Here is a 12,287-nt window from a genome sequence, read left to right on the forward strand (position 1 = left end):
GATGGAGTCAGTATTTGAGAACGACCGGGCCCCAGAACTTGTAGTTCAGCCGCGCGGTCAGCAGGTCGAAATCCTGCCCGATGCGCTCGCTACCGACCGCACCCGCGGAGTTGCTGAAGTTCACGTTAGCGTCGTGCCGGAATATATGGTCGTACTCGACCCCGACCGACCAATTCGGCGCGAAGCCGAGTTCGATGCCCGCCCCGACCACGCCGCCCCAGCGGGTGTTGTCGGCGCTCGCCAGCGGAGCGCCGGCGAGAGTGTTGATCTGATAGGTATTGCCGGTCACCGCGGCACCGCCCTTGGCGTAAAGCAACACGTTGTTGATGGCGTAGCCGACTTGGCCTGTAAGCAGGCCGAACGACCCGGTCTTGGTCTGATTGATGTCGCCCGGGAAGGCGGCGCTGACATTGGAGCCGCTGAAATCGGCCCAGTTGCCTTGGCCTTCGACACCGAAAACCACCTGGCCCGTCTGCCAGCGATAGCCGAACTGGCCTCCAACGGTTCCGCCGCTCGCGTCGTGAGAGCCCTCGGGCGTGACGCCGCCAAAATCCCAGGAGCTATGGGTCGAACCCCAGCCGCCATTGGCACCAAGATAGAAACCGCTCCAGTCATAGATTGCGGCCGCGACCGGTGCTGGCGGCGGTGCCTTGGTGTAGATGGGCTGCTGAGCGAGATCGGCGGCGAATGCGGGCGCTGCCCCGATAAACGCGACGATGCTCGCAGTCACAAGCAACAACTTCTTCATTTCGAATACGCTCCTTCACATGTCCCCTGCGCCACGCGCGTCTTAACAGTGCTGTCGCGAATTGCTGTAGCTGTCGCGCAACATTCTCGCTTCCAGAAGCGCTTGAATCGAACGCCGCGTCAGGTTGCGCGCTCATCAATCATGATCAAACCGACAAACACGCAGTAGTCCATCGTGTATCGAACCCAAGGATGTACGCGTCAGCTCCGGCATGAAGTCGTGGCGTCGTTGCACTCGAACCAGAGCGATCACGACAGGCGCGCACACTGAAGCAGCGACGAGAGAATCGAGCGAGCGCTATCATGTCGTTCCATTTCCTCTGATCGTCACGACCCGGAAACCGGACGCAGCCACTATCTGGTCCCTCATGACGGATCACGTCACGGTCCGTGAGTGGGCTGAACGTTTAAACGATCAAGACTGCACTGGCATCAAACGCGGCACGCGCGCTGCTCGTCGACCTCGTTCACAACATCATCGGGAAAAAGCCAGTTCGAACATAGTCGCCCGATGGTGGCGGGTTCTCAACACGATGTGTTTCGTTCGCGACAAAGCGCGCGCGGCGTCCACGTCGCTGCGCATTCACGATGAGCCGTTGCGATCGAGGGCCCAGGCCGCTTGGCCCGCCTCTTGCTTCGATGGCGCTTAAGGGATTTGGCTCGACTTGATAGGAGGCGGTGAATGCCGGCCTATTGGTGGATCTTACAAGGGGGCGTGCTTTGATACTGCGTCGTCCCGATGTGCGACCAATCTTGATGAGGCGAACGCAACGCAGGTGGATCTGGTGCGAAGGAACGAGCCGATTTCATTTAGAACGAGGAGACGACCTACGAAAACGACTCGCATCGACTAGGCCCATCCGAACCGCACCTGGTGTCCTTCCCCCCGGCCAGGCCGAACACAATCTCAGAAGAAAGAAGCAATGAAGTACCTGGAGGACAGCAAGGACCTGGACATCGAGACCCGGCTTTCTCGTCTCGGTCGTGCGCCCGCCGAACATTCGGGGATGGTCAACATGCCCGTCTACCGGGGCTCCACAATTGTTTCGGAAACCATGGAGGAATACGAATCGCGCAGGCAGAGCGATCCGACGGCGAACTACGGCCGCTTTGGCTCGCCTCTGTCCCGCGCACTCGAGCTTGCCGTTTGCGAACTGGAGGGCGGCTATCGTTCGCTCCTGTTTCCGTCGGGGCTCTCTGCCTGCACGCATTCGCTTCTCGGCGTTCTGCGCGCAGGCGACCACGCTCTGATCAGCGATGGCGTCTATACACCTCTCAGGACATTTGCAGACGAGGTTCTCTCAAGACTTCAGATCACGGTGCAATACTTCTCTCCAACGCAGCCTGCAGAGCTTGCGGCGAAAATCACCCAGAAGACCCGGGCCATCTATCTGGAATCACCTTCGTCCCTCACGTTTGAGGTGCAAAACATTCCTGCGCTTGTTGCCATCGCCCATCGCTCCGATGCGGTAGTGATCATGGATAACACGTGGGCAACGCCTCTGTATTTCAAGCCGTTTGTGCACGGCATCGACATCTCGATCCAAGCGGCGACCAAATATATCGTCGGCCATTCAGACGCGCTGCTTGGTATCGCCACTGCCAGCGAATCGGCGTGGCCGGCGCTGCGGTCGAGTGCCCATGATTTCGGGGAGATCGCGGGGCCGGACGACATCTATTTGGCCCTGCGGGGACTGCGTACCCTGGCGGTCCGCATGAAGCGTCATTGGGACAATGGCCTCAAGCTGGCCCAAAGCCTTCAGTCGCATCCAGCTGTCGACAACATCTTGCACCCGGCGTGTCCGGACGATCCTGGCCATGCGCTTTGGAAACGAGACTTTTCGGGGGCGAGCGGCCTCTTTGGCCTTGCGCTGAAACCGATGTCGCAGCCGCAGCTTTCGACTTTCTTCAATAGGCTGCGGCTTTTTGGCATCGGCTGGTCCTGGGGCGGATATGAAAGCCTCGTGATGCATGTTGACCCAGTGAAACGCGCGGAACCATCGCTTGCTCTCGCTGGACCGCTGATTCGGGTTCACGCGGGCTTGGAGGACGCAAGCGACCTGATCGCGGATATGTATCAGGCGCTCGCTGCGGCTTGGGAGACAAGAAGCAGTCGCCTTGATCCGGACAACGATGATGCGCTTGTCGCTGAGCGCTCCAAACGAGCTTAAGCGCAGTCAACTCGAAGCCGAACCTTGGCTTGGCCAAGACAGAAGTCGGCAGTGAACGAGTCGTAAAGGGAACGCCATCGGCGCTTTTTGATGAAGAGCGAGAGACCCGCTCGTCATCGAGATGCTCTGGCCTACGATTCCTGGGTCAGAAGGTCGCTCGCGGGATGGTGTCGGAACAGCTCCGATACCCCATCGAGCGGGATCGCCGCCAAATCTGGGAGGAGCGTTATGACAACCATTGCAGCTGCGCCAACCGCACGGGCGTCTCGGTCATGGTATAAGGTCCTCTACGTCCAGGTGTTGTTGGCAATCCTACTCGGCATCATCGTCGGCTGGGGCTGGCCGTCGCTTGCCACCTCTGACTGGATGAGGGCGCTCGGCGACGGCTTCATCAAGCTCATCAAGATGGTGATCGCGCCGATCATCTTCTGCACCGTGGTCTCCGGCATCGCTCATATTCAGGATGCGAAGAAGGTCGGCAGGGTGGGGATCAAGGCGCTGGTCTATTTCGAGATCGTCTCCACCCTCGCGCTCGTGATTGGTCTCGTCATGGGCAATCTGTTCCAGATCGGCCGCGGCCTTGCCGCCAAGCCCGATGCGACCGCAGTCGCCAATTATGTCGAGCAGGCAAAGGCGACCAAGTTCGTCGACTTTGTTCTTGGCATCATTCCAGACAGCGTGGTCGGCGCGCTCGCGCGCGGTGACATCCTGCAGGTGCTGCTGTTTGCGATTCTGCTCGGCTTTTCACTGATGGCGCTCGGAGAGCGCGGCGAGAGGCTGCGCAGCACGATCGACGACGCCGCGCAGGCCGTGTTCGGCGTAATCGCCATCATTTTGAAGGCCGCGCCGATCGGAGCGTTCGCCGCCATGGCATTTACAATTGGCAAGTTCGGACCCGCGGCGCTGGCCAATCTGATCGGATTGATCGCGCTGTTCTACGCGACCGCCGCGCTGTTCGTGATCGTGGTTCTCGGGCTGATCGCGCGGTTCGTTGGCTTCTCCATCTTCAAGTTCATCGCCTATCTCAAAGACGAGCTCTTGATTGTGCTCGGCACATCGTCCTCAGAGAGTGCGCTGCCACAGTTGATGGAGAAGCTCGAGCGGCTGGGCTGCTCGAAGCCCGTGGTCGGCCTCGTGGTGCCGACCGGCTATTCCTTCAATCTCGACGGCACCAACATCTATATGACGCTCGCGACGTTGTTCATCGCGCGCGCCCTCGGGCTCGACCTCGCTTTCGACCAGCAACTCACGATTTTGATCGTGGCGATGCTGACCTCAAAAGGGGCGAGCGGCGTCACCGGAGCTGGTTTCATCACGCTGGCAGCGACCCTGTCCGCGGTCAACCCGGCTCTGGTGCCAGGGATGGCGATCGTGTTCTCGATCGACAAGTTCATGAGCGAGGTGCGCGCACTCACCAATATCATAGGCAATGGCGTTGCCGTTGTTTTCGTGTCCTGGTGGGAAGGCGAGCTCGACCGGATCACGCTGCATGCACGCCTTGGCCGCCAGGTCGATTTGCCCGATGTGGAAACGGCGTTCGCGACTGCTGACGCCGTTCCTGCCTCGGAAGACACGCGCAATTCAGAGATCGCGTCCGCAAGAGGAGGAAATTGGACTGAACGTGCGCGTTGCAAACGCGGACGAACGCATTCGTCGTGATGCTGTTTCAACGCGACCAACGCCTGATGGAGTAGGCGAAGGTCGAGGTCGTGGGTGGTTCCGCGCATAGACCAAACGCGAACGAGCATTGAAGGCGAGCTGCTGTTGAAACGGCGGAATGATGACTCAGGATCGGTCGAGCAACTCGGATTGGATCGTCCTCGCGGTGTAGAGGGAAGCATCTAGCGGCAAATTACCAAATGCGAGCTGACAAAGCAGGTAATTTGCGCCCGCTTCCTCCAGCTGATGAAGCAGAACGTTTCGAACGGAGCTTGGCGTTCCGACGACGCACAATTCGCTCTCGATTGCCGCATGGAATGTCAGCGGAAGGGGTTGTGGCGTCGGGATGTCATTGCGCTCGTAAAGGAATTTGAAGCTCCGCAGCCATTGCTCGTAAGCGGATCTGGCGAGCGAATAAGCGTCCGCCTCAGATCGCCCAATCACGATCATGCGCAGCAATCCAACAAATGGCCCACGATCAGGGGCGCTGGGGCTGCGCTCTCGATGGGTGTGGTAGGCATCGGTAATTTGGCGGACGCCGGCGGCGGGCCCAACGCAGGCGAGGTTTGCGCCATTGCCCGCGGCCCAGATGGCCGTCTCGGGCCGATTGGTAGTCACCCATATCGGGGGAGATGGACGCTGGTGAGTCGTTAATGTCAGAGGAACCTCACTCAACTGGAAATGTCGGCCTTGGTAGGACAGAACTCCACCCTGCATGGCCTTCTGGAGAATGTTGTTGGCTTCCTCATATCGGCTTGGCGCCGCATCCTCGCAAATTCCAAAGTAGCCCAACTCGACCGGCAGAGCGCCCCGCCCGAGACCCAGCTCGAGCCTGCCGCCGCTCAATTGATCGAGCATGCAGATCTCTTCAAAAGCGCGGAGCGGGTGATAGAGGTTAAGCAGCATCACCAATGGGCCAAGACGGAGGTGCCGCGTACGCTGTGCGAGACTCGACAGGAAAAGACTAGGCGAAGGGCCTCTTCCATGGGGCGTGCAATGATGCTCTGCCACGTGATACGCATAGAATCCGAGGCGGTCGTAGGCCTCCGCCAACATGAGCCGATCTTCGTATTGATGGCCAATATCGCGGCCGTCGTCGTCCAGGTGATCGAAAATGCCGCAGGTGAGTTTTGACGAAGGTTGTTGTGTCATTAGAATATATCCTTGCTGGGGGGGAGGCCTGCTCGTTTTCTGGGCGGGACTTAAGGGCCGTATTTGTTTTGGCCGCATCTCGCGAGCGTCGGTCTGAGCTTTGATAGGTGCCGTCGGATCGAGCGACGAGATCGTTGTTCCGTTCCGCCTCCGTGACGCTGCGGTAAGCGCTCGATGCGCGGCCACTTGGTCGTCAGCTGTAACAGGTCAATGCATGGCTTGGGCCGCTATCATCGTTTTCTCGTTCCACCAGTGGGATAACGAAATGAGTGGTATCGACGCGCGGTTGGCTATCCACCTCGCTTCAGGCATTCTGAGATCGCGGCATACTGCAGCTAATGCCAATGCTGATGCGGATGCAGTGGTCAAGGCCGTCATCTGGAGACTCGGCAACGAGTCACGGTGGCTTGGCGTACCAAATGACGACTTAGGGATGGCCTAGCAGCTCGGATTGGATGGTTCTTGCGGCGTATAGCGATGCATCGAGTGGTAAATTCCCAAATGCGAGCTGGCAAAGCAGGTAATTTGCGCCTGCCTCCTCCAGCTGATTGAGCAGAAGGCGTCGGACGGGCGTTGGTGTTCCGACGACGCACAATTCGCTCTCGATTGCCGCATCGAATGTCAGCGGAAAGGCCTGTGGCGTCGGGATATCATTGAGCTCGTACAGGAATTTGAAGCTCCGCAGCCATTGCTCGTAGGCGGATCTAGCCAGCGAATAAGCGTCCGTCTCGGATCGCCCAATCACGACCATACGCAGCAATCCAACAAGTGGCCCGCGATCAGGGGCGGAGGGACTGCGCTCTCGATGTGTGCGGTAAGCATCGGAAATTTTGCGAACACCGGCGGAGGGACCCACGCAGGCGAGGTTCGCGCCATTGCCGGCGGCCCAAATTGCCGTGTCGAGCCGATTGGTGGTCACCCATATCGGGGGAGATGGACGCTGGTGAGTCGTTAATGTCAGAGGAACCTCGTTCAACTGGAAATGTCGGCCTTGGTACGACAAGGCTCCGCCCGTCATGGCCTTTAGGAAAATGTCATTGGCTTCCTCGTACCGGCTTGGCGCCGCGTCCTCGCAGATCCCGAAACAGCTCAACTCCACTGGAAGGCCCCCCCGTCCGAAACCCAGCTCGAGCCTGCCGCCGCTTAATTGATCAAGCATGCAGATCTCCTCAAAAGCGCGGAGCGGATGATAGAAGTTGAGCAGCATGACAAATGGGCCGAGACGAAGGTGCCGCGTACGCTGGGCGACACTCGACAGGAAAAGACCCGGCGAAGGACCTCTTCCATGGGGCGTGCAATGCTCTGCCACGTGATACGCATAGAAGCCGAGGCGATCGTATGCCTCCGCCAAAATAAGGCGATCTTCGTATTGACGACCAACATCGCGGCCGTCGTCGTCCAGGTGATCGAAAATCCCGCAGGTGAGTTTTGACGAAGGCTGTTGTGTCATTTGCATAGATCCTTTTTGGGCGGAATGCCTGCTCGTTCCCCAGGAAGGCTTAAGGGCGCCGCATTTATTATGGCCACATCTCACGACCGTCGGGTCTGAACTTCGATGGGTGCCCGTGCGTCGAGCGCACGAGATCGTTGTCTCGCTTCAGCCCTGCAACACGCGCAGGCGCAAGCACTCAATGCGCGGTCACTTGGCCGTCACCTGCATGGGTCCTTGCCTGGCTCGAGCCGCTATCATCGGCTTCCTGTTTCATCAGCGGTATAACGAAGAGAGTGGACATCGACGCGCGGTTGGCTATCCACCTCGCTTCAGGCGTTCTGAGATCGCGGCAACTGCAGCTAAAAACGAGTCCATTTGTTCGTTTGTGCCAATGCTGATGCGGATGCAGTGGTCGAGGCCGTCATCTGGAAAAACGGCAACGAGTATTCCTTCCCTCTCCAGTGCGGCGTGCCACCACCTGCCGTCCTGTCCGTTCGGGACACGCGCCAGCAAGAAATTGGTATGAGAGGGCGCGACGCGGAACCCGAACTGACGCAGTGCGGCCGCAACTCGTTCTCTCTCGTGCCTGATGTGTCTATGGTTCTCTTCGTAGGCCGCGCGATGTGAAAGGATGCTGACGCCGACCGCATGCGCTATGACATTCATGTTGAAGACGTTCTGAATATTCCGCAGTCTTCCAATAAGCTCTGGATGACCAAGGCCAAAGCCGACGCGAATGCCGGCGGCCGCATAGCTCTTTGAAAGCGTTCTGAGAAGCAGGAGATTGGGGTGGCGGCGGACGAGCCGTAGACCGTTATCAGGTGCGAAGTCGACATAGGCTTCATCCAACACGACCAAGCGGTCAGATTGTGCCACGAGGCGTTCGATGTCGGCGATGGGGGCGAACGTCCCAGTCGGATTGTTCGGATTAGCCAACAAGATGAACTTGGCGTCCTTTGCCGGACCGAACAGCAGCTGATCAATCGGGATCGAATGCGAGTCGCTCCACAAAACTTCGAGAAATTTGGCGCTCTGCAACACAGCTAGCTTACGATTGAACGAAAACCCGGGAGACATCATTGCGATGCTGTCGCCCGGCCCAAGAAAGGCCCTGTAGATCAGGCCGAGAAGCTCCGACGATCCGTTGCCGGCGATCACATGGTCTTTTGAGAGGCCGTAGGCATTGGCGGCAGCCTCCCTCAAACCGATGTTATCGTCTTCCGGATACAGATACTGACGCTCGAGCGCCGAGATTGCACTTCGCCATACCATTGTTGGTAGTGGAAATGGGTTCTCATTGGTGTTTAGTTTCACGTAACGCGCATCTGGCGCCCGCTGGCCGGGCGACTGGGCTTCTAGATCCTTAGCCGGCTGCGCCAGAGAAGAGAGCACACTTTGCAGTTTTGCATCGACCATATTCTTGTCCCTCTTGATACGCAGACGGCAGTCGCCATTAAGAGTGTGCTTGACGGTCTAGCGAGAAATCCGTTTCGCACAGCTGACGTGGCGTCGCCTGGCTCGTTGGCGGTGCACGAGCCAAAAGGCGGCGGTTAAGATGCAGCGATCTGGTTGTTTGTTCGCGACGTTGCGATCGCTCTGTCAATCTCAGCCGACTGGGCGCAGCCGAGTCTGGTCGCTAAGCCAGCCCTTGCAGTCCCAGCACGATCGAGCCGCAAGCCTTGGTTTGAAAGTCGGTACATTGGCAGCGTCATGCGATGCTCCCCGGCGAGGCACTGACCTACGCCGGCTTTTCTGAAGGCCGTGGCGACCTGTTTGCCGAAGCTACAATTTGACGCTACGTGCGAATCAAGTCCTGTCGACGTGCTCGTCGTACGAATTCGCGCAAGCTTGTGGCTGAACGTTCGTTGGGCCTAGCTCGGGCTTTGAGAGCGCGTGCGGCGAATCAAGGGCGGTTCGGGAGGTATCACGGGGCAAGATCGGTCGCCGGGGCGAGCGCCGGACGGCTCTCGGGCAATCGACTGTTGGAATTCTGCCCTATGTCAGAAAGCAAACGCAGCCCATGTCCTGAGTCCGCGCCCCTTCGCGAGACGACATTTGGCTGCGAAGTCTTACGTTGTTGATCGCAGTGGCCCAGATCCTGCAACGCGCCCAAAGATCGCGTTATGGGAATAAGGTGTGTGTTTGGGCCTCGATCTTGGCGAAGAACGTGGGAAATTCAGTCGGCCGGAGCCGACGACTGGCGTCCATCGGCCTCACGTGTTTCGAAGGCAGCATCCCGGAGCGAGGACGCAAGACGCTGGTTCCCGCCGCGGCCTCGCGCAATCCCGAGTGCCTTGCTGGAGCGCCGTCTCGGGCCGCCGGCTGGCCGATGGCCCTCTGCACACATCCGCCGCTTCAACGTGAGCGATTCAGGTGCGACCCTGCAACCAGTGTCAAGATCGAGGTCAATCGCAGCAGATATCGGCAGCTATTATTCGGCGCCCTAGACGTCGATGAACGGCTCGCGAGCGCAATCGCATGCATCGATCGACAGTGGCGGCATTCCTGCGACGTCGCCGGACGTCACCAAGCTCGCCGTTGACGAGTTCAGTCAAGACTGCGCTCGGCCTATTCCACGTGAATCGGGGACCCGATGTGAACCGCATGTTGTTGTTCGTCAGCTAAGAGCCACGCCGACATCGATACTGTGATCGTCGGCGTTTGCGCGTTCGCCGGCCTTTGCAAGCAGCGATCAGCCCCTCGCAAAGCGAGGTTACCGAGTCTTACGAGCGAAATCGCACGCACCAACACGCCGCGTCAGATTCCGAGCAATGCGATTGCATGCGAGAGCAGGCGTTTTGTCGCAGGTGAGGAATGAGCATCCCTGCAAAACATCGGCGCTCCTCGCATGGGACTGCACCAGAAGAGACCGCTAGCATCGTATTCCAATGTTTGGCCGGGAAAAAATCCCATTCTCATCGGGAAAAAGATGACGCATGCGCCAAGTTGCTATTCAAAGGTTGCCGACGGCTCGCGGTCGGCTACAGATGGAGTCGGAAAATCGTTGATGCAGGTCCATGGAACTCGTGCCGTGCACTGTGAACGCAGGACGACCTCATAACAAGGACGTTAGGACCACGATGCGTTTATAGCAGTGCCATGAAAGAGCGCTATGTCTAGCTGGCGACCTGAATTGCGCACGAGCATCAGGCGCAGCATCAAACTCGCAAAATCCAAACAAGATGGTAGGGAGGATGCTGAAAATAACGGAGACGTCGTCATGTTGAACATCGCTTCCGCACACGAAAGGCCTGACTCAGTGTCGGAGACGAGCCAAACTGTTCCCATTGTAACGCTGCACGAAAGCGCCGTTGTCGGGATCTTCGAAATCTCGAAGATACTCGCCGCCCCCTGCCGGCTCGAGCTCACGTTGGCCAACGTCGTGGATATTCTGCATTCGTTTGTTCAGATGCGGCACGGCATCGTCTCGCTTTTCGACCATGATGGCCAGCCAGACATTACGGTCGGCGTCGGCTGGACCGAAGGCAGCGACGAGCGGTACCGGACGCGGCTCCCACCGAAAGCGATTGATCAGATCGTGGCGACGGACATGCCGCTCGTGGCCGAGGACATCGCAGTCCATTCGGCGTTCACGACGGCCGACCTCGAGGTGCTCGGTGCCAGCGATAACGCACGGGTATCGTTCATCGGCGTTCCCATTCGGATCGACGCGAAAGCAGTTGGCGCGCTGACCATCGACCGTGTTCTGGACGACAGCTCAAGCATACGGCTCGAATACGACGTGAGACTTCTCACCATGATCGCCAATCTGGTCGGGCAGACCGTGAAGCTGCATCGGCTCTTTGCGACAGACCGCGAGCGACTGATGGCGGAAAAGGATCGATTGCAAAAGCAATTGGCCGAAATCCAGCAACCCGCTCGCGAGCGCAAGAAGGTCAATGTGGAAGGCATCATTGGCGATAGTCCGGCGCTGCGCGCGCTGCTCGACAAGATCGCGGTGGTTGCCAAATCGAATAGCACGGTTCTGCTGCGCGGCGAATCCGGTACCGGGAAGGAGCTGGTGGCCAAGGCTATTCACGCCCTCTCGGCGCGCTCCAAGCGGCCGTTCATCAAGCTCAACTGTGCGGCGCTCCCCGAGACCGTTCTGGAGTCCGAATTGTTCGGCCACGAGAAAGGTGCTTTTACCGGCGCCTTCAGTTCGCGCAAGGGGCGCTTTGAGCTGGCCGACAAGGGTACGCTGTTTCTGGACGAGATCGGAGAGATCTCGCCCTCGTTTCAGGCAAAGCTGCTGCGCGTCCTGCAAGAGCAGGAATTCGAGCGTGTCGGCAGCAATCAGACCATGAAAGTCGACGTTCGCGTCATTGCAGCTACGAACAGAAACCTGGAGGAAGCGGTCGCAAATAACGGGTTCCGCGCTGACCTCTATTACCGTGTGAGCGTGGTTCCCTTGCTGCTGCCGCCCCTGCGCGAAAGGCGCAGCGACATTCCGCTGCTCGCCGCCGAGTTTCTCAGGAATTTCAACAGCGAAAACGGCCGCACGTTGACATTCGATCAAGGTGCGACGGACATTTTGATGAATTGCGGGTTTCCGGGTAACGTCCGTGAACTCGAAAATTGCGTGCAGCGGACAGCGACCCTCGCCCCAGGACCTTCGATCTGCAGAGACGACTTCGCCTGCTGCCACGGCCAGTGCCTTTCGGCGATGCTGTGGAAGGGGGGATCTGAAGACGTGGCGCCGCATGCGCGCCCAACTTGCGCAGGGGCCCCGAAGCCGAGCAGCGCTGAAGCTGGTCGGTCGACCGCCGCCGCCGTCCCGCCTGTCCGGGACGCGCAGGCTGGGCTGGGTCCAGCCGGCGCCGCGCTCGTAAGTACCGGACAGATGACCGATCCCGAGCGCGTCATCGCGGCCATGGAGCGGTCGGGTTGGGTTCAGGCAAAGGCGGCGCGCCTGCTTGGCGTTACTCCCCGCCAGATTGGCTACGCGCTGAGGAAATACGGCATCGAGATCAAGCGTTTCTGAGCGGTGTGGGATCGGTGCGACCATAGCGCTGTCGCGATGACGACGAATGTCCGAAATGCGTCTGCACGTGTTGGAGCACGTCAAGCTCTCAGAACTTGTTGTTTACATCGACTCATGCCTTAAACCGCAAATGGTACGACATTTG

At 58.9% G+C, this 12,287-nt stretch carries 7 protein-coding genes; 3 read left to right on the forward strand and 4 right to left on the reverse strand.

Features of this window, described 5'->3' with window-relative positions; translation table 11 throughout:
• Positions 1 to 7: 7 nt before the first annotated feature.
• Positions 8 to 748 (reverse strand): outer membrane protein, encoded by a 741-nt coding sequence (locus tag K3F49_RS32205; protein ID WP_234684926.1) that lies wholly within the window; start codon positions 746 to 748, stop codon positions 8 to 10.
• A 922-nt stretch (positions 749 to 1,670) separates the two neighbouring features.
• On the opposite strand from K3F49_RS32205, the gene metC reads away from it, so the two are divergent.
• Together metC and dctA are read left to right on the forward strand one after the other, a co-directional pair.
• Complete coding sequence (gene metC, locus K3F49_RS32210; RefSeq protein WP_234684927.1) at positions 1,671 to 2,918, forward strand: cystathionine beta-lyase; 1,248 nt, start codon at positions 1,671 to 1,673, stop codon at positions 2,916 to 2,918.
• A gap of 228 nt (positions 2,919 to 3,146) precedes the next feature.
• Positions 3,147 to 4,577, forward strand: coding sequence for a C4-dicarboxylate transporter DctA (dctA, locus tag K3F49_RS32215; RefSeq protein WP_234684928.1), 1,431 nt, complete (start codon positions 3,147 to 3,149; stop codon positions 4,575 to 4,577).
• 126 nt (positions 4,578 to 4,703) lie between these two features.
• Here the strand turns inward: dctA and K3F49_RS32220 are convergent, their stop codons facing one another.
• From K3F49_RS32220 to hisC, 3 genes are all read right to left on the reverse strand, one after another.
• A complete protein-coding gene (locus K3F49_RS32220) occupies positions 4,704 to 5,729 on the reverse strand; it encodes an LLM class flavin-dependent oxidoreductase (RefSeq protein ID WP_234684929.1) in 1,026 nt (341 codons plus the stop codon).
• 427 nt (positions 5,730 to 6,156) lie between these two features.
• Entirely contained in the window at positions 6,157 to 7,179 is a 1,023-nt protein-coding gene (locus K3F49_RS32225; protein ID WP_234684930.1) for an LLM class flavin-dependent oxidoreductase, read from the reverse strand.
• Between the two features lie 297 nt (positions 7,180 to 7,476).
• Positions 7,477 to 8,577 (reverse strand): histidinol-phosphate transaminase, encoded by a 1,101-nt coding sequence (hisC, locus tag K3F49_RS32230; RefSeq protein WP_234684931.1) that lies wholly within the window; start codon positions 8,575 to 8,577, stop codon positions 7,477 to 7,479.
• A gap of 1,804 nt (positions 8,578 to 10,381) precedes the next feature.
• On the opposite strand from hisC, the gene nifA reads away from it, so the two are divergent.
• The gene (gene nifA, locus K3F49_RS32235) at positions 10,382 to 12,142 is read left to right on the forward strand and encodes a nif-specific transcriptional activator NifA (protein ID WP_234684932.1); all 1,761 of its coding nucleotides are present in this window, start codon (positions 10,382 to 10,384) and stop codon (positions 12,140 to 12,142) included.
• The last annotated feature ends 145 nt before the right edge of the window (positions 12,143 to 12,287 follow it).

It is taken from the genome of Bradyrhizobium monzae (assembly GCF_021458635.1).
In the GTDB taxonomy this organism is placed as follows: Bacteria; Pseudomonadota; Alphaproteobacteria; order Rhizobiales; family Xanthobacteraceae; genus Bradyrhizobium.

Bases quoted from the DNA above. Each gene is read 5' to 3' on its own strand.
- K3F49_RS32205 (WP_234684926.1), bottom strand. From the start codon at position 748: ATGAAGAAGTTGTTGCTTGTGACTGCGAGCATCGTCGCGTTTATCGGG.
- metC (WP_234684927.1), top strand. From the start codon at position 1,671: ATGAAGTACCTGGAGGACAGCAAGGACCTGGACATCGAGACCCGGCTT.
- dctA (WP_234684928.1), top strand. From the start codon at position 3,147: ATGACAACCATTGCAGCTGCGCCAACCGCACGGGCGTCTCGGTCATGG.
- K3F49_RS32220 (WP_234684929.1), bottom strand. From the start codon at position 5,729: ATGACACAACAACCTTCGTCAAAACTCACCTGCGGCATTTTCGATCAC.
- K3F49_RS32225 (WP_234684930.1), bottom strand. From the start codon at position 7,179: ATGACACAACAGCCTTCGTCAAAACTCACCTGCGGGATTTTCGATCAC.
- hisC (WP_234684931.1), bottom strand. From the start codon at position 8,577: ATGGTCGATGCAAAACTGCAAAGTGTGCTCTCTTCTCTGGCGCAGCCG.
- nifA (WP_234684932.1), top strand. From the start codon at position 10,382: ATGTTGAACATCGCTTCCGCACACGAAAGGCCTGACTCAGTGTCGGAG.